This window comes from Janthinobacterium sp. BJB446 (assembly GCF_002735655.1).
GTDB lineage: Bacteria > Pseudomonadota > Gammaproteobacteria > Burkholderiales > Burkholderiaceae_D > Janthinobacterium > Janthinobacterium lividum.
On the sequence record NZ_PDZK01000006.1, the window covers coordinates 139,541 to 157,757 of the forward strand.

Annotated in this window: 14 protein-coding genes; 7 read left to right on the forward strand and 7 right to left on the reverse strand. The window is 62.4% G+C overall.

Features of this window, described 5'->3' with window-relative positions:
• Positions 1-64: 64 nt before the first annotated feature.
• Positions 65-1,513: a dihydrolipoyl dehydrogenase gene (locus tag CSQ92_RS25970; RefSeq protein WP_099395811.1), complete on the reverse strand. Its 1,449-nt coding sequence runs from the start codon at positions 1,511-1,513 to the stop codon at positions 65-67.
• A 128-nt stretch (positions 1,514-1,641) separates the two neighbouring features.
• Here CSQ92_RS25970 and CSQ92_RS25975 point away from each other — a divergent pair, with 128 nt between their 5' ends.
• Positions 1,642-2,532: an ArgP/LysG family DNA-binding transcriptional regulator gene (locus CSQ92_RS25975; protein ID WP_099395778.1), complete on the forward strand. Its 891-nt coding sequence runs from the start codon at positions 1,642-1,644 to the stop codon at positions 2,530-2,532.
• 14 nt (positions 2,533-2,546) lie between these two features.
• On the opposite strand, the gene CSQ92_RS25980 is transcribed toward CSQ92_RS25975, so the two are convergent.
• Positions 2,547-4,604, reverse strand: a complete 2,058-nt coding sequence (locus CSQ92_RS25980) for a primosomal protein N' (protein WP_099395779.1) — start codon at positions 4,602-4,604, stop codon at positions 2,547-2,549.
• A gap of 135 nt (positions 4,605-4,739) precedes the next feature.
• Between CSQ92_RS25980 and CSQ92_RS29520 the strand changes: the two genes are divergently transcribed.
• Entirely contained in the window at positions 4,740-4,874 is a 135-nt protein-coding gene (locus CSQ92_RS29520) for a hypothetical protein (protein ID WP_256607843.1), read from the forward strand.
• A 571-nt stretch (positions 4,875-5,445) separates the two neighbouring features.
• Here CSQ92_RS29520 and hemE read toward each other — a convergent pair.
• Complete coding sequence (hemE, locus tag CSQ92_RS25985; protein ID WP_034780918.1) at positions 5,446-6,531, reverse strand: uroporphyrinogen decarboxylase; 1,086 nt, start codon at positions 6,529-6,531, stop codon at positions 5,446-5,448.
• 200 nt (positions 6,532-6,731) lie between these two features.
• Here hemE and CSQ92_RS25990 point away from each other — a divergent pair, with 200 nt between their 5' ends.
• From CSQ92_RS25990 to CSQ92_RS26010, 5 genes are all read left to right on the forward strand, one after another.
• Positions 6,732-8,675, forward strand: a complete 1,944-nt coding sequence (locus tag CSQ92_RS25990; RefSeq protein ID WP_099395780.1) for a dipeptidyl-peptidase 5 — start codon at positions 6,732-6,734, stop codon at positions 8,673-8,675.
• Complete coding sequence (locus tag CSQ92_RS25995) at positions 8,672-12,853, forward strand: DEAD/DEAH box helicase (protein ID WP_099395781.1); 4,182 nt, start codon at positions 8,672-8,674, stop codon at positions 12,851-12,853. The genes CSQ92_RS25990 and CSQ92_RS25995 overlap by 4 nt, the downstream gene beginning before the upstream one ends.
• Before the next feature lie 69 nt (positions 12,854-12,922).
• Positions 12,923-13,411, forward strand: coding sequence for a hypothetical protein (locus tag CSQ92_RS26000; protein WP_099395782.1), 489 nt, complete (start codon positions 12,923-12,925; stop codon positions 13,409-13,411).
• A 169-nt stretch (positions 13,412-13,580) separates the two neighbouring features.
• Entirely contained in the window at positions 13,581-15,446 is a 1,866-nt protein-coding gene (locus CSQ92_RS26005) for a DUF885 domain-containing protein (protein ID WP_099395812.1), read from the forward strand.
• 183 nt (positions 15,447-15,629) lie between these two features.
• The gene (locus CSQ92_RS26010) at positions 15,630-16,097 is read left to right on the forward strand and encodes a hypothetical protein (protein ID WP_099395783.1); all 468 of its coding nucleotides are present in this window, start codon (positions 15,630-15,632) and stop codon (positions 16,095-16,097) included.
• An 84-nt stretch (positions 16,098-16,181) separates the two neighbouring features.
• On the opposite strand, the gene tatC is transcribed toward CSQ92_RS26010, so the two are convergent.
• From tatC to CSQ92_RS26030, 4 genes are all read right to left on the reverse strand, one after another.
• On the reverse strand, positions 16,182-16,937 hold the full coding sequence (gene tatC, locus CSQ92_RS26015; protein WP_034780926.1) for a twin-arginine translocase subunit TatC: 756 nt from the start codon (positions 16,935-16,937) through the stop codon (positions 16,182-16,184).
• Positions 16,934-17,467 (reverse strand): Sec-independent protein translocase protein TatB, encoded by a 534-nt coding sequence (tatB, locus tag CSQ92_RS26020; RefSeq protein WP_034780928.1) that lies wholly within the window; start codon positions 17,465-17,467, stop codon positions 16,934-16,936. Before tatB ends, tatC begins: the two co-directional genes overlap by 4 nt.
• Before the next feature lie 48 nt (positions 17,468-17,515).
• Positions 17,516-17,752: a Sec-independent protein translocase subunit TatA gene (tatA, locus tag CSQ92_RS26025; protein ID WP_034780931.1), complete on the reverse strand. Its 237-nt coding sequence runs from the start codon at positions 17,750-17,752 to the stop codon at positions 17,516-17,518.
• An 80-nt stretch (positions 17,753-17,832) separates the two neighbouring features.
• Positions 17,833-18,204: a histidine triad nucleotide-binding protein gene (locus tag CSQ92_RS26030; protein ID WP_099395784.1), complete on the reverse strand. Its 372-nt coding sequence runs from the start codon at positions 18,202-18,204 to the stop codon at positions 17,833-17,835.
• Positions 18,205-18,217 lie beyond the last annotated feature (13 nt).

Below are 18,217 nucleotides of genomic sequence, written 5' to 3' on the forward strand. Positions count from 1 at the left end.
GGCAGCGATGATCGCGCAATCATGTGAGCCTGTCTACAAAATTATATAAATCATAAAGTTGCATTCAGGGCCCAGGTGTGCAATCGGCGCAGCCGGGCGCGTGTTCCGGGTCTTTTTCCAGGTGCAGCGCCAGTTCGCGCAAGGCCGTGCGCACGCCTTCCTCGATGACGGGGTGGTAAAACGGCATGTCGAGCATGGCTGGCACCGTCAGCTGCGCCTGACATGCCCAGGCCAGCAGATGGCCCAGGTGTTCCGCCCTTGGGCCGATCAGCTCGGCGCCAAGAAAGCGCTTGCTGCCAAATTCCGCATACACGCGCAGCAAGCCCTGGTTTTGCAGCATCACGCGGCTGCGGCCCTGGTTGCCGAATGAAACGGCACCGACGGCGAAGCGGCCTGCATGGCTCACGCACAATTGCTGGTACGTCGCGCCCAGGGTGGCGATCTGCGGCTCCGTGAAGGCAATCGTCAACGGCGTGCGGCGCAAGCCTGGTTTGACGTCAGGAAAGCGCGCCGCGTTGTCGCCCGCGATGCGGCCCTCGTCGGCCGCTTCGGGCAGCAGCGGCAGTGCATTGTCGGCATCCCCGGCAATGAAGATGGCGCTCTTGCCACACTGCATGGTATGCGGGTCATGCAGGGGAATGCCGTGGCGGTCGAGTTCGATTTGCGCCGTTTCCAGGCCGATCTTGTCCACGTTCGGCGCCCGGCCGATGGCGGCCAGCACATACTCGAACTGCTCGGTTTTTTCCACGCCGGCGGCATCGCTGCTGGTGAGCAGGATGCCGCTGCCGTCCGGCGCTTTTGCCATGTGCGCGACCTTGGTCATGAATCGGATATCGAGTTCGCGCGCCAGCACGGCATCCGCCTCCCACAGCACCAGCGGGTCCGTCAGCTGCGCGACTTTATTGCCGCGCGCAAACAAGGTCACGCGCACGCCCAGCCGCGCCAGCGCCTGGCCCAGTTCCAGCCCGATCACGCCGCTGCCGACCACGGCCACGGAAGCGGGCAAGTCCGTCCACTCGAACACGGCGTCGCTGGTGATGACCCTGTCTCCCGCCGCCTGCCACTCGGGCGGCACGATGGGCGTGGATCCGGTGGCGATCACCACGCTGGTGGCCTCGACAAGCGTATGCTCATCCACCTGCAATGTGCCGGGGGAAATAAAACGTGCATGGCCACGCAGTTTTTCTTCGTCAGGGATGGCGTTGACGCCGTCGAGCACGAAGCCGACAAAACGGTCGCGCTCGCTGCGCACCCTGGCCATCACTTGCCGGCCATCGATGCGCACGGGGCCCGGGTGCACGCCAAAAGCCGGCGCGGCAGCCACGGCATGGGCCGCCTCGGCCGCCGCGATCAAGAGTTTGCTGGGCATGCAGCCCACCCTCGCGCAAGTCGTGCCGTACGGTCCGCTTTCGATCATCAGCACGCGCTTGCCCTGCATGCGCGCCGCCTTGTGCGCCGTCATGCCGGCCGTACCGCTGCCGATCACGGCCACATCCACTCGTATCGTCTTCATGGTGTTATCCATCCACTGAGGTTGCTCACAGCGTTTGATACTACCCGTTTGCCAAAAATAAGGTTTTACTTTGCAGCAATATATGCATTAGTATAACTAATCATTTTCAAAATTTATAAGCTGAGCTAATGGGATCACTCGATTATCGCGCGCTGGCCGTGCTGGACGCCGTTGCCAGCCATGGCAGTTTCGACAAGGCCGCCCTGGCGTTGGGCATCACCCAGTCGGCCGTCTCGCAGCGCATCAAGGCGCTGGAAGACGCCAGCGGGCGCCTCTTGATCATCCGTGGCCAGCCAGCCGTGCCGACGGGCCTGGGCCAGCGCCTGATCGTGCATCACCGCAACGTCAAGCTGATGGAAGCCTCGCTCGACATCGACCTGGGCAACAGCGTCAGCATGCCGGAAATCGCCATCGCCATCGATGCCGACAGCCTGGCCACATGGTTCCCCGACACGTTATCAGCCCTGCTGGCGCCACCGCGCTGCCAGCTCGACGTGCGCCTGGCCAACAGCGACAGCGCCTTGCAGATGGTGCGCGACGGCTCCGTGTTCGGCTGCGTGGCGGCCGAGTCCGGCACAGCGATCGACGCGGCGGCCGCCACCAGCGTCACGCCGCTGGGCACCTTGCGCTATGTCTGCGTGGCCACGCCCGTGTTTGCCGGGCACTGGTTCGGCGACGGTTTTATTGCCGAAGCGGTGCAACTGGCGCCGGCCGTCGTGGGCCAGCACGGCTTGCTGGCGCGTTTCCTCGCGGAACAATTGAGCATGCGTGAACCGTTTCCGCACCACACCTTGCCGGTGGAAGCGGCGCGCCGCGGCTGCGTCCAGGATGGCCTGGCCTACGGCTTGATGCCGCAGCGCCTGGCCGCACAGGCGCTGGCGACGGACCGTCTCGTGGATCTGATGCCGGGCAGCACCCTGGACGTACCGCTGAGCTGGCATGCGTGGACCCTGGACACGCCGTTTACCAAGCTGCTGTCCGAGCAGATCGTCAAGTCCGCGCGCGACTATCTGAACTAATTCAGTGACTTGATTTAAATATCCAGCGGGTCCACTTCCAGCGACCATTTCACGCGCGTCTTCATGGCGCGCAACTCCATCAGCCATTCCTTTAAAAACGCCTGCAGGGCGGGACGCGAGGCGGACTCGAGCAGCAGCTGGGCGCGGTCCACGTTGTAGACGCGCGTCATGCTCATGGGAATCGGATCGTTGATGGTCACCTGCGGGTGTTCCATGCATTCCTTGGCTGCCTGCAGGAACTCGATGGCCGTGGCCAGCTCGGGTGCTTCCGCGCGCAGCAGGGCCTGGAACAGGTACGGCGGCAGCGCCGCCTGCGTCCGCTCTTCCAGCAAGGTGGTGGCAAAGTGGTCGTAATCGTGGTTGACGACGGCGTCGTACAGGGGATGGCGCGCATAGCGCGTCTGGATCAGCACCTCGGACACGCTGCCCCCTTCCGTCTGCGCGGCGCGCCCGGCCCGGCCCGCCACCTGCATCAGCTGGGCGAACAGCCGTTCGCTGGCCCGGTAATCCTGGGAAAACAGGGCCGTGTCCGGATTCAAGATACCGACCAGGGTCAGCTTTTTGAAATCGTGGCCCTTGGCCACCATCTGCGTGCCGATCAAGATATCCACTTCGCCCCGGTGCACGGTGTCGAACGCTTCCTGCGCGCTGCCCTTCTTGCGCGTGGAATCGGCGTCGATGCGCAAGATCCGCGCCTCGGGAAACAATTGCTGCAAGCCCTCTTCCACCCGCTGCGTGCCGCGTCCCAGCGGCTGCAGGTCGACGTTGCCGCAGGTGGGGCAATGGCGGGGAATGCGCAATTCCAGGCTGCAATGGTGGCAGCGCAAGCGGTGCTCGGGCTTGTGCAGCACCATGAACGAGGTGCAGCGCGTGCAATTGCTGATCCAGCCGCACGATTCGCAGCAGATCACGGGCGAATAGCCGCGCCGGTTCAAGAACAGCAGCGACTGCTCTCCGCGCTCCATGCGCAGTTTCAAGGCGGCTACCAGATGCGAAGTCAGGCCGTCTTTCGGCTTGTCGCGCTCCATGTCCAAAATCTTGACGCGCGGCAACACCGCATTCTTGACGGCCCGTTCGCGCAATTCCAGCTTGCGGTAGCGCCCCGTCTGTGCATGGTGCCAGCTTTCCAGCGACGGCGTGGCCGAACCGAGCACGATGGGGATCTGTAATTGCCAGGCGCGCCACACGGCCAGGTCGCGCGCCGAATAGCGCAAGCCTTCCTGTTGCTTGTAGGACGGGTCGTGTTCCTCGTCGATGACGATCAGTTTGAGTTTCGGCAAGGACGCCAGGATGGCCAATCGCGTGCCGAGCACGATGCGCGCCTGGCCCTGGTGCGCGGCCAGCCAGTGCAGCATGCGCTCGCCTTCGGACAGGCTGCTGTGCAGGGTCGCCAGCATGACGCCGGGAAAGCGCGCGCGGATATTGCCTTCCAGCTGGGGCGTGAGGTTAATTTCCGGCACCAAAATCAGGATTTGCGCATCGTCCTCGCGCGCCAGCACCTGGGCACAGGCTTGCAGATACACTTCCGTCTTGCCGCTGCCCGTCACGCCGTACAGCAGGGTTGGCTTGAAACCCTGGGCGCCGCCGATGGCGTCCGCCGCTTCCTGCTGTGCCGGGTTGAGCGCCGGCATGTTCGACGGCGTGCCGTCATGCGCGTCGGCCAGCTTGCCCAGCTTCTTGATGGCGCGGTCGAGCGCCACGGTGGTCAGCACGCGCAGATTTTTCGGTAAACCCGGCAGCGCCACTTCACCGAGCGGACGCTGGTAGTAATCGGCGGCAAAGGCGGCCAGCGCCAGCCACTGTTCCGACAGGGGCGCCAGCTGGTGGCGCACGGCCAGCACGTCCTTCAGTTTCGCGGCGGGCACGTCGGTGCTGTCGGACACGCCGACAATCAGCCCCATCACTTCGCGCCGGCCGAACGGCACCAGCGCCAGCTGCCCCACTTGCGGCAGTACCACGACAGCGTCCGCACCGGCATCCACCGCCGCGTTCCAGCGGTAGTCGAACAGGGCGTTCAAGGGCGTGTCGAGCGCGATTTTCAGGATGCACGACGTCAAAATGCACTGCGACATGGAAGTAGGGCCTATCTCAATAAAAAAGCGCGCCGCAGGGGAAATGGCGCGCGGGATGTCCGGCATCAAGCCAGCGGGCCATGATACTTGTTTCACCTATCAAACGCCTAACGGCGGACAGGACAGCATGTCATCATGCCTGAAGAAAATTCTGTGGATAACTTTGTGGACAAAGCAAAATTAACTTTCAGAAAAATGTGGACAGAAAATTTCGATCGCCGTCAAGAGCGGCACGCAAGAAAAATTAACCATTTAAAATCAATGGCTTAAAAATTGATGCCCGGGAGGCTACAAATCCACAGGACATTTCCGCCGCTGTGCATAACTGAACCATTTGTAATTTATTTATACAGAAATCAGCACCACTTTGAGGCACCCGTTTGGGAAAAACGGGGGCGGCTTGCGGCAAAGTTGACAATTGCCGGGCAAGCGTTCGTTTTTACCAGCCGGGCGGCGAAACATTGTTCAATTATCATGCGCTGCAACATACACTTCACGTGAAACCTGAGCATCGACGCTAAGTATCGGTTAACAAATTACTTTTCAATTTTATCCACAGAATCTGTTGATAACTTTGTGGACAATGAAGGAATAAGGCCTGCGAACGAAAGAATAACCTTATCAATAGCAACAAAGTCCGCCGAACAAGGCATTTTTTATTTCTTAATAATCAAGCACTTGCAAAGCATCCCCGGGCATGGCTTTTCGACTGCCTCTTATTTCCGCAGCAAAAAAAATTGTGCATAAGTCGGTATTTCTTGCTAGGGCGCAGCAAAGAAAAAGGCAGGCTTCCGCTGGAAAGCCTGCCTTTTCTGTCCCTGCGCGAGGAGAGGCGCTGAAATTACTGCCCGCTGCGCATGGCGCGGCTCATGCTGTGCACGGCTTCCACCATCGCTTCAACGGATTCCGGTGGCGTGAACTGGGAAATGCCATGGCCCAGGTTGAATACATGGCCCGTGCCGGCCGATGGCGCGCCAAAGGCGTTGAGCACTTTCGCCACTTCGGCGCGGATCTGCTCGGGGCTGGCGAACAGGATGGCCGGGTCGAGATTGCCCTGCAAACCCACTTTATGGCCGACCAGCTGGCGCGCGCGCGTCAGGTTGACGGTCCAGTCCAGGCCCACGGCATCGGCGCCGATATCGGCGATCTGCTCGATCCATTGGCCACCGCCCTTGGTAAACACGATGGCGGGAATCTTGACGCCATCCTTGTCGCGTTTCAGCTGCGCCACCACTTGCTGCATGTAGGCCAGCGAGAATTCCTGGTAGGCGCCGTCAGCCAGCGCACCGCCCCAGGAATCGAAAATCATCACGGCTTGCGCGCCGGCATCAATTTGCGCGTTCAGGTACTGCGCCACGGAGGTGGCGTTAATCGCCAGGATGTGGTGCATCAGGTCCGGGCGGTTGTACAGCATCTTCTTGATGGTATGGAACTCTTTCGAGCCGCCGCCTTCCACCATGTAGCAGGCCAGGGTCCACGGGCTGCCGGAAAAACCGATCAGCGGCACGCGGCCGTTGAGTTCCGTGCGGATTTGCGTGACGGCCTTGAAGACGTAGTCGAGCGATGCCAGGTCCGGCACTTGCAAGGCCTTCACGTCCTGTTCCGTGCGCAGCGGGCGCTCGAACTTCGGGCCTTCGCCATCGGCGAAATACAGGCCCAGGCCCATCGCGTCGGGCACCGTCAGGATGTCGGAAAACAAAATCGCCGCGTCGAGCGGGAAACGCTCCAGGGGCTGCAAGGTGACTTCCGTCGCGTAATCGGGATTCTTTGCCAGGCCCAGGAAGGAGCCAGCCCGCTCGCGCGTGGCGCGGTATTCGGGCAAGTAGCGGCCCGCCTGGCGCATCAGCCAGACAGGGGTATGCTCGGTCGGCTGGCGCAGCAAGGCGCGCAGGAAAGTATCATTCTGGAGCGGAGCAAATTGTGGCATGGAAGGCAATCAATAGCTTGGAGAAGCGGTATTATCGCATCCAATCGCCGCCATTTCATTGATTCCAGTGCCGCTTTGCAGCATTTGCCACGCACAGCGATGACTTTCGTTGTGCCTGCCCTTCCATTATGATGATGCACGCCGCCGCGCGCCCTGACCCTGCCTGGCGGCCCTTGATCCCCTCACTACACGGAGCCCGCATGACCTCGACCGCATCCAGCACCCCTTATGGCATCTGGCCATCGCCGATCAGCGCGGCCATCGTCGCCGCCGGCGCCTCGCCGCTGACGCAGCTGGCCCTGGGCGGTGCGGATGGCAGCGACGTGTTCTGGCTGGCCGGACGCGCCAGCGAGGCGGGCCGCAACACCCTGCTGCGCCAGCGCGGCGCGCGTGTCGATGAACTGACGCCGGCGCCCTTCAATGTGCGCACCCGCGTGCATGAATACGGCGGCGGCGCGTATGCCGTTGCGGGCGATAGCGTGTATTTCTCGCATTTCGCCGATAATTGCCTGTACCGCGTGGACGGCGACGGCACCCCGGAAGCATTCACCACGGGCGGCAGCACGCGCCATGCGGATTTTGTGGTCGATGCGGACCGTTCCCGCCTGATCGCCGTGCGCGAGCAGCATCCGGCGGAAGGCCACGCGCATCCGGAAAACTGCCTGGTGGCCGTCGGCTTCGACGGGCGCGAAACGGTGCTGGCGCGCGGCCACGACTTTTATGCGGCGCCGCGTTTGTCGCCGGACGGCAGCCAGCTGGCCTGGATCAGCTGGGATCACCCGCGCCTGCCATGGCAAGGCACGGAACTGTGGCTGGCCGACGTGCATGCGGACGGCAGCCTCGGCTCGCCGCGCCTGATCGCCGGCGGCGCGCGCGAATCGATCTGCCAGCCGGAATGGTCGCCCAGCGGCTTGCTGCACTTCGTCTCCGACAGCAGCGGCTGGTGGAATCTGTACCGCCTGCACGGCGTCGACATCGAGGCACTGTGCCCGATGGAAGCGGAATTTGCCACGCCGCACTGGACCTTCGGCGGCAGCATGTACGGTTTTCTTTCCGACGACGAGATCGTCTGCACGTATATCCAGGCCGGCATCAGCTACCTGGCGCAATTGAATGTGGCGGCGGCCAAGCTGGAGCCGATTTCCCACCCATACCAGGAAATCCGCGAACTGCGCGTGGGGCCCGGCTTCGTCGCACTGCTGGGCGGCAGCCCCACCATTGCGCTGGAACTGGCGCGCATCGATTTGTCTAACCATGAGCTGGAAGTGCTGGCGCAATCGATCGCACACTTGCCCGCGCTCGACTATCTCTCCGTGCCGCGCAGCTTGAGTTTTACCAGCAGCAATGGCCGCACGGCGCACGCCTTCTTTTATGCGCCCACGAATGGCGACGTGCAGGCGCCGGCAGGAACATTACCGCCCGTCATCGTCATCAGCCACGGCGGCCCCACCAGCATGGCCAGCAATACCTTGAAACTGGCAACGCAGTACTGGACCAGCCGCGGTATCGGCGTGCTCGACGTCAACTATGGCGGCAGCAGCGGCTTTGGCCGCGAATACCGCGACGCGCTGCGCGGGCAATGGGGCATCGTCGACGTGGAAGACTGCATCGCCGGCGCGCGCTACCTGGCGGCCAACGGCCTGGCCGACCCCGAGCGCCTGATCATCCGCGGCGGCAGCGCGGGCGGCCTGACCACCCTGTGCGCGTTGACGTTCCACGACGTCTTCAAGGCGGGCGCCAGCTACTATGGCGTGTCCGATCTGAAGGGCCTGGACGACGATTCGCACAAATTCGAATCGCGCTACACGGATTACCTGATCGCTTCGCAACCGCAGGCCGAGGCGCTGTACCGCGAGCGCTCGCCCATCCACCACACGGATAAATTGTCGCGCCCGATGATCTTCTTCCAGGGCCTCGATGACAAGGTCGTGCCGCCGCAGCAGTCGCAGCTGATGGTCGACGCCTTGCAGGCGCGCGGCGTACCCGTCGCGTATGTACCGCTGGAAGGCGAGGGGCACGGCTTCCGCAAGGCGGAAAACATCGTGCGCACCCTGGAGGCGGAACTGTATTTCTACCAGCGCGTGTTCGGCCTGCCCGTGGCGGCCGGCGAGCCTCCCGTGCAGATCGCCAACTTGTCCGCATGAGCGAGCAGAATGGTGACCAACACCTGCTGGACGAGTTCGCCGCACTGGAGCAGCATGAACAGATGATCCTGGCCTTGCTGGCGATCACGGGCGAACCGGTGGGCAAGCATGCCGTGTATGAACACTTGCAGCGCGCCAATGTCGTCGAACCGGACGGCACGCCGTTTTCCCTGCTGGTGGTGACGAATATGCTGCTGCGGCTGACGCGCCTGGCGCTGGCGTCGGAAATCGTGGGACGGGGCTTCGCCTGCGAAGCGAGGCTGCGCTGGCCCGCCATGCGCGCCGCCATCGAACACCTGGTGTTTCGCGACCTGTGCCAGGCCATCGAGCTGATCAATCCCGTGCGCCGCAACTGGGATGGCTATGTGGAATTGCGCAGCTACCGCCAAGGCGTGGCGCGCCTGCGCATCGCCCTGCTGCGCAATGACGAGGTGCGCCACGTGGCCGCCATCCTGGCCGCCTGCATGGCGTGCTATGAAGCGCAGCAGTTGCATCCGCTGATCGAGATCTTCGGCCGGCCGTTCGAACCGGAAATGTTGTCTTTCGTCATGCCGCAACTGCAGGATGACATCCTCGCCGTGCTGCTGGGCAACGCCCCGCGCGAGCCGGCCACGGCGCACGCCATCCGCGCGTACGCGCGCGCGCATCATGCGCGCCAGGCGGCCGCCGGCGACCATATCGGCGCCGCCCTGCCATTGGCCCTGGCCGAAGACGCCCTGCTGTGCGGCGAACTCGACGCAGCCGCGCGCTACCTGGCGGGCCAGCAGGGACCGCAGGCGCTGTTTGTCGACAGCAGCATCGCCCTGTTGCGCGGCGAACACGCGCACGCCGTGGCGGGCTTCGAGACAGCCTTGAAAGGACTGCGCAAGGAGGCAGGCAAGCGCAAGCTGTGCTTCACGGGCATCGGCGGCCACCTGTACGTGCTGGCCTTGCTGCGCGGTAACGACGCCAAGCTGCTGAAGAGCGCGGAAACCTACCTCGATATCGCGCTGCACGCGCAGCCGAACCACGACAGCATCGTCTACCAGCAACTGAACACCTTGCGCCTGGTGCGCGCCGGCGTGCAACTGGCGGAAAGCATCCCCACGCGCAGCTGGGAAACGGGCTTGCAGGCGCAGCTGTTCCAGGGTTTGCTGTACTACTGGCTGGCGCTACCGCAATTGAGCGAACGCAAGGACCAGCTGCGGTCACTGGTGCAGCAAGCGGACGCGGCTGGCTACGACCTGATCGCGGCGCAGGCGGCCGGCTTGCTGGGATTGATGGGCGAGCCGCAGCAGGAGCGCTATGCGACGGCCAAGCGGGCGCAACACGGCTTGACGGACATGGCGCCGTGGTTCGAGCGCCAGGAGGCGTGGCAGCGCCAGCTGAGCGCGCTGATCAACCTGCAGCAGAACGCGCCCGCCGAAGCGCTGGGCGGCGTCTCGCGCCTCGTGTGGCTGGTGGCATTCGACCCGCGCTTCGGCCTCACGGCCGTGGAAGTGCGCGAGCAGAAGCGCGACGCGCGGGGCGGCTGGAGCAAGGGCCGCGCCATGGGTCTCAAACGCCTGGCCGAAGAGGCCGGCGACATCGATTTTCTCACGCCGCAAGACGCGCGCGTGGCGGGCAGCATCGCGCCGTTCAAACAGTATTATTCGTCGGCGCCCCGCTATGAAATCGAGCTCGACAAGGCCGCCGTCTTGCTGGTGGGCCATCCGCTCGTGTTCTGGCTCGACCATCCCGACACGCGCGTGGAACTGATCGCCGGCGCGCCCGAGCTCCTGATCAAGTCGCACGAAGGGCAGCTGTGGCTGGGCATGCAACCGCCGCTGCCCGACAACGGCAGCAATGTGATGGTGCAGCGCGAAACGCCGACGCGTTTGCGCGTGGTGCACATCCTCGACGAGCACCGGCGCATCGGCGCCATCGTGGGCCTGGGCCTGTCCGTGCCCCTGCATGCCGAGAAACAGGTGATGCAGGCGATCGGCGCCATTTCGTCCATGGTGACCGTGCAATCGGACATCGGCGGCGGCGCCGGCGACGCGGAAGCGATCACGGCCGACCACCGCCTGCACGTGCACCTGCTGCCCTACCAGCAGGGCCTGAAAATGCAGATCCTCGTGCGTCCTCTGCTCGACAACGGCGCCTATTACGCCCCCGGCAGCGGCGCCGAAAGCGTGTTTGCCGACGTGGCGGGCCGGGCAGTGCAGGCGCGGCGCGACCTGAATGCGGAACGCGAGGCGCAGCGCCAGCTGATCGGACGTTGCCTGGTGCTGGAAGAAGCGGAGGAAGAGCATGGCGAGTGGCTGCTGGGCCAGCCTGCGCTGGGCCTGCAATTGCTGGTGGAATTGCAGGCGCTGGAGCCAGACGGCATGGTGCTGGCGTGGCCCGAAGGCGAAACCATGCGTGTGTCGAAACGCATCGATAGCGGCCAGATGCGCCTGAATATCAAGAGCGAAAAAGACTGGTTTGCCGCCAGCGGCGAAGTGCAGATCGACGAAGACAAGGTAATGGATTTGCGCGCCCTGCTCGACTTGATGCAGAACAACAAAAGCCGCTTCGTGGCCCTGGGCGACAACCAGTTCCTGGCTCTGAGCGACGAATTGCACCGCCGCCTGTCCGAGCTGGCCGCATATGGCGAGGCGCATGCCGACGGCGTACACATCCACCCGCTGGCCGCCTTCGCGCTGGAAGAGCTGGCCAACGATGCGGGCGGCGTCAAAGCCGACAAACTGTGGCGCGAACACTTGCTGCGCCTGCGCGCCCTCGACGACTATCAACCGCAGTTGCCCAGCACCTTGCAGGCGGACTTGCGCGATTACCAGCTGGCCGGTTTTAACTGGCTGGCGCGGCTGGCGCACTGGGGCGTGGGCGCCTGCCTGGCCGACGATATGGGACTCGGCAAGACCTTGCAGGCGCTGGCCCTGATCCTGGCGCGCGCGCCGCACGGCCCCACCCTCGTCGTCGCCCCCACGTCCGTGTGCATGAACTGGATCAGCGAAGCGCAGCGCTTCGCGCCCACCTTGAACATCAAACTGTTCGGCAGCGGCGACCGCGCCGACATGCTGGAAACGTTGCTGCCCTTCGACGTGGTGGTGGCCAGCTATGGCTTGCTGCAGCAGGAAGCCACTATGTTTGCCGGCGTGCGCTGGCATACGATCGTGCTCGACGAAGCGCAAGCCATCAAGAATGGCGCCACCAAGCGCTCGCAAGCCGTGATGGCCCTGCAGGGCGACTTCCGCATGGTGGCCAGCGGCACGCCGCTGGAAAACCACCTGGGCGAATTGTGGAACCTGTTCCGCTTCATCAACCCCGGCTTGCTGGGGACCCTCGACCAGTTTAATTTGCGCTTCGCCGGACCCATTGAGAAAGATCAAGACAAGCGGGCGGCGGCCGGCGCGCGCCTGCGATTGCGCCGCCTGATCGCGCCATTCATCTTGCGCCGTACGAAGACGCAAGTGCTGTCGGAATTGCCGTCGCGCACGGAAATCGTGCTGGAAGTGGAATTGTCGCCGCAGGAAACAGCGCTGTACGAATCCTTGCGCCGCGAAGCGCTGGAAAAGCTGGCCATGGTGGAAGGGCCGGCATCGAAGAAAGCCATCCAGATCCTGGCGGAAATCATGAAACTGCGCCGCGCCTGCTGCAATCCGCAACTGGTGGCACCCGAGCTGGGCCTGGCCAGCAGCAAGCTGGCGGCGTTCGCCCAATTGCTGTCGGGCTTGCTGGAAAACCGCCACAAGGTGCTCGTCTTCAGCCAGTTCGTCGACCATTTGACCCTGATCCGCCAGCACCTGGAGCAGCATGACGTGCGCTACCAGTATCTCGATGGCAGCACGCCCATGCAGGAGCGCAAGCGCCGCGTGGACGCCTTCCAGGCGGGTGAGGGCGACGTTTTCCTGATCAGCCTGAAGGCGGGCGGCATGGGCATCAATTTGACGGCGGCCGATTACGTGATCCACATGGACCCGTGGTGGAACCCGGCCGTGGAAGACCAAGCCTCGGACCGCGCCCACCGCATGGGGCAATTGCGCCCCGTCACCATTTACCGCCTGGTGGCGAAACACACGATCGAGGAAGGCATCGTCGAATTGCACCAGCACAAGCGCGACCTGGCCGACAGCTTGCTGGAAGGCAGCGATGCGGCCGCGCGCATGTCGGCCAATGACATGCTGGGCATGCTGCAGGAGGGCTTGAAGCAATGAGATTGAAAAAATGAGCGGCGCCACCGCGTTCCATGCGATGATCGTTTTTCCCTGTTGCCCTCCCATGCCATGACCGACTATATCGCCACCAGCGCCGGCCAGCGCGCCACCTTTTTATGCGGCAAATCCTGGACCGCCTACGTCAGCACCTTCCTGATTGCCGTGCTGCTATTCTTTGCCGCCCTGCCGCTGGCCTTCAAGTACAACGCGCGCGCCGCCTTCGTGGTGCTGATCGGCTCGGCCCTGATCGTCGGCTACCGTCTGCTGACCATCCGCAGCTACCAGCTGTACTACGATGAAGCGGGCGTATGGCTGGCGTCCGGCATCTTGCCTTGGAAAAAGAAACTCGCGGGCGTGAAATGGCGCGACATGGATGAAGCCGTCTATGAAACGAACTTCTGGAGCTGGCTGTTCCAGTCCTATACGGTGCGTGTCAGCCAACGCTACACGCAGGAAACGGAAATCCACGCCACCGGCATGGCGCGCGGCAAGGATGCCGTGGCGGCCCTGAATGCGCGCCATCAGGAGATGCTGCGCGGCAGCGCCATCGTCGTCTAGCGCCGCGCGCGCCCGGCGCAAAAAACTGCGCAGCGGCGGCAATTAATGCTAATCTTTGGGCCGCCCAGGCAAGCAAGGCCAACCTTTCAATAGTTGTTTGTTACTTATATTATCAGTTTATTATTTTCTGATGAGGACAAACGGCAAAATATTCAAGAGATAAACTATGCTGATAAAAAATAAAGTTGCGCTCGCCGCATTGATGATGGCCTTTACCCTGGCACCGGCCAGCGCCGCCAAGAAGCCGCAGAAGCAAGGCAAGGCAACGAGCAGCAGCAGCAGCAGCAAGAAAAAAACCGTCGCCAAGAAGGCGGCCGTCGTCAGCGCCGCCACGGCAGCCACGGTAGCGGCCGTGGCCAGCGAGAACAGCAGCGACCGTTCCATGAATAACCTGAGCGGCCAGTTCCTCACGGCCCTGTGGCGCCTGGATCCGGAAAGCGCGATTTCCGTCGGCAAGTACGATGGCGCAGCCAACCTGAGCATTCCTGACGCGGCCAGCCGCCAGAAGCAACTGGCCTTCATCGAAGAATGGCTGGGCAAGTTCGGCAAGCTGAATGCCGGAAAAATGTCGGACAAGCAACGTACCGACCTGGCCTTGCTGACGAATAAACTGCAAGCGGACCGCTGGTATCTGACCACCTTCCGCGAATTCGAATGGAATCCCGCCCAGTACAACGTGGCCGGCTCCATCGACTTTATCCTGAACACGGAATATGCGGCCCAGCCGCAGCGCCTGCGCACCTTGCTCAAGCGCATCGCCAGCGTACCGCAATACTATGCGGCCGCGCGCGCCAGCATCGTCAATCCCACGCGCGAACACACGCAACTGGCCATCGCCCAGAGCGCCGGCGTGCTCAGCGTACTTGATGACCTGAACAAGACGGCACAGGGCTCCATCCTGACGCCGGCGGAAAAACAGCTGTACAACGCGCGCATCGCCGCGGCCCGCACGGCCGTGCAAGGCTACGCGGCCTGGCTGACGGAACAGGATGCAGCGCTGGCGCAGAACGGCAACGCGCGCTCCTTCCGCATCGGCAAGGAACTGTATGAGCAGAAATTCGCCTACGATATCCAGGCCAGCGTGAGCGCCGAGCAGATGTACCAGAAAGCCCTGGCCGCGCGCGAAAAGCTGCTCGAACACATGGATAGCCTGTCCGACGAGCTGTGGGTGAAAACCATGGGCAATACGGCCAAGCCGGCGGACCGCACGGCAAAGATCGGCATGGTGATCGACAAGCTGTCCAGCAACCACGTGGCGGCCGCCGATTTCGTGCCGGAAATCCGCCGCCAGATCCCGCAATTGCAGGAATGGGTGACCAGCCACAACCTGCTGACGATGGATCCGAAAAAGCCCCTGGTCGTGCGTGAAACCCCTGCCTACCAGCGCGGCGTGGCTGGCGCCAGCATCGAGGCGCCCGGCCCGTACCGTCCGCAAGACCGCACCTATTACAACGTGACGCCGCTCGATGGCGAAACACCGGAGCAGGCGGAAAGCAGCTTGCGCGAATACAACCACTGGATCTTGCAGATCCTGAATATCCACGAAGCCATTCCCGGCCACTACACGCAGCTCGTGTACGCCAACAAGTCGCCGTCGCTGGTCAAGTCCATCTTCGGCAATGGCGCCATGATCGAAGGCTGGGCCGTGTATGGCGAACGCATGATGCTCGAATCGGGCTATGGCAATAACGCGCCGGAAATGTGGCTGATGTATTCGAAGTGGAACTTGCGCAGCGTCACCAATACCATCCTCGACTACAGCGTGCACGTGCTGGGCATGACGGAAGCGCAAGCGCTCGACCTGCTGACGCGCCAGGCTTTCCAGACCAAGCGTGAAGCAACAGAGAAATGGCGCCGCGTGCAGCTGAGCTCGGTACAACTGACCAGCTATTTCAGCGGCTACAGCGAAATCATGGACTTGCGCGAACAGCGCAAGCAAGCGCTGGGCAACAAATTCGTGCTGAAGGATTTCCATGAGCAATTCCTCAGCTACGGCAGCGCGCCTGTGAAAGTCATCAAGGAATTGATGAATTAACTGGCACTCGCCATCAGCTTGCAAAGGGCGCCGCGGCGCCCTTTTTTTCGCCTTTGCATCAGCATTTGCGCCAGCGCAAACCGTCGCGGCCCATGGGCGTTAATCTGCTGTGAAGGCAGGCGCCACCGCACTCCTCACTGGCAATTGCCGATTTTCCTGCTAGGCTGGATATCAGGAGCGTCCATGCATATGCCCATCCAGTTCGACACCCTCGATTACGCCAAACGCCTCGCCTCGGCCGGCGTGCCCACCCAGCAGGCGGAAGCGCATGCGACGGCGCTGGGTGAAGTACTGGGTTCGGCCGTGGTCGTGCATGGCGAGCTGGCGGCGCTGGAGCGCAATCTGCTGGGGGAAATCAAGCTGGTGGCGCAAAAGATCGACACCCAAGCGGGCGCCCTGGAGTTGAAGATCGGTGCGCTGGAACTCAGACTCGATACGCGGATCGATGCGCTGGAGCGCAAATTCAATACCAGGTTAGACGCATTGGAACAAAAATTCGATACCAAATTAGAGGCATTGGAGCAAAAACTCGATGCCCGCCTGGAACGCCTGGACTTGCGCCATGGCGCGGACATGAAACACGTGTACTGGATGATGAGCACCCTGATCCTGCTCAACCTGGGCATCCTCAGCAAACTGATGCTGCAGTAAGCACCCACCAACTTTCTTGGCGATAAAAAAGCCGCGGCTCCCGAGGGAGGCCAGCGGCTCGTATCGGCACACGTTGCGGGCCGTCTAGGACGCTTCTTCCGGCGCCTGGGTTGCCTTGACGAAGATGGGCGCCACCAGCAAGCCCAGCTCGAACAGCAGGCACATCGGGATGGCCAGCGAGAACTGGCTGACCACGTCCGGCGGCGTGACGATGGCAGCAATCACAAAGGCGCCCACGATGATGTAGGGACGCACTTCCTTGAGTTTCGCAATGGAAACAAGTCCCATGCGCACAAGGATCACCACCACCACGGGCACTTCGAAGGTGGCGCCAAAGGCCAGACACATCGACATGACGAAATCGAGATAGTTTTCGATATCGGGAGTCACCGCGATCGACGATGGCGAAAAGTCGCTGATGAAGTGAAAGACGCGGCCAAACACGAAGAAATAGCAGAAGGCCACGCCTGCGATGAACAGCAGCGACGACGAGATGACCAGCGGCGCGATCAGGCGCTTTTCATGCGTGTACAGACCGGGGGCGATGAAGGCCCACATCTGGTACAGCACCCAGGGCAAAGCGACGATGAAGGCGATCACCAGCGTCACTTTCATCGGCACGAGGAACGGCGAAATGACGCCGGTGGCGATCATTTTCGAACCGGCCGGCAGCGAGGCGATCATCGGCTCCGCAATAAAATCGTAGATTTGCGAGGGGCCGGGCCAGTAGAACAGCACGGCACAGACGACGGCGATGCCGATCGAGGCCTTGACCAGACGGTTGCGCAGCTCGACCAGATGCGAGATAAAAGTTTCTTCCACCGGAGATTTGCTACTCATGAGTAAAAGGAGGAGGAACTGGCGCGCGGACGGAAGCGCGCCACGCGGGCGGCCGCCGACTGCACGTGCAGCTTGCCGCCATGGCGCTGCTTGTACCAGCCAGGGATGGCGGAATTGCGCACCAGCTTCTTGCGGCGGAATTCGCGCGCCTTGCGGGCCAGGTCATCGTTGGTGGCGCGCAGCATGGCTTCATGGGCATCGTGATGCCCCTCATACGAGCTGGAATCGCCGCGCCAGGCGTTTTCCACCTCGGCCAGGTTGCCGGAGATCGAGTTTTCCACGCCATGCATGGATTTCTCCACGCTTTGCTTGACGGAATGGGCCGCATCCTGCACTTCCTTCTGCAGGTTTTTCAGCTCTTCCATCTCAATTTCGCGCGACACTTCGGATTTCACCTGGTTCAGATAGCGTTGCGCGCGGCCATACAGGGTACCGGCCATGCGCGCCACTCTCGGCAACTTTTCAGGGCCGATGACTATCAACGCAACCACGCCGATGATGGCGATTTTAGAGAGACCGAGATCGATCATAAGCGGACAAGGGCTGTTACCGGACGAGGCAAGCGCCCCGCCACGCTATCAGAACTTGCTTTTCTCTTTCGTCTCGACGTCGATGGTGCTTTTGTCGGCCACTTGCGATGGCGCAGCAGGAGGGGTATTGGCTGCCGGAGCGTCATCTTCGCCCTTGACGCCATCCTTGAAGCCTTTGACGGCCTTGCCGATATCACCGCCGATATTGCCCAGTTTCTTGGTGCCGAAGACCAGCATCACAATGACCAGAACGATCACCCAGTGCCAAATACTCAATGAACCCATCACATTCTCCTTGCGGGACGGTGCCCGAATAGCGTCAACCAATGCCGGTAGTATACACGTGAACCCGGCGCACGGCGAAATCAGTGCTGGCCGCGCCAGGGACGGGGGCCACCGTACACGTGCATGTGCAGGTGATACACCTCTTGCCCGCCGTTCGGGCCGCTGTTGATCATGGTTTTGAAGCCGCCGGCAGGCGCGCCATCGGCGTCATAGCTGACGGCGCAGCCGAACTCGACGGCGAGTTTCGGCGCCAGGCGCAGCAGCTTGCCTAGCATTTCCGTATGGCTATCGTCACAATCGGACAGGCTGGCCACGTGGCGCTTCGGGATCAACAGCAGATGCACGGGGGCGGCCGGGTTGATGTCCTTGAAGGCCAGCAAGTCCTCGTCCTCATACACGATGGTCGAGGGAATTTGTTTTGCAGCAATCTTGCAAAAAATGCAGTTATCCACGCACGCTCCAATC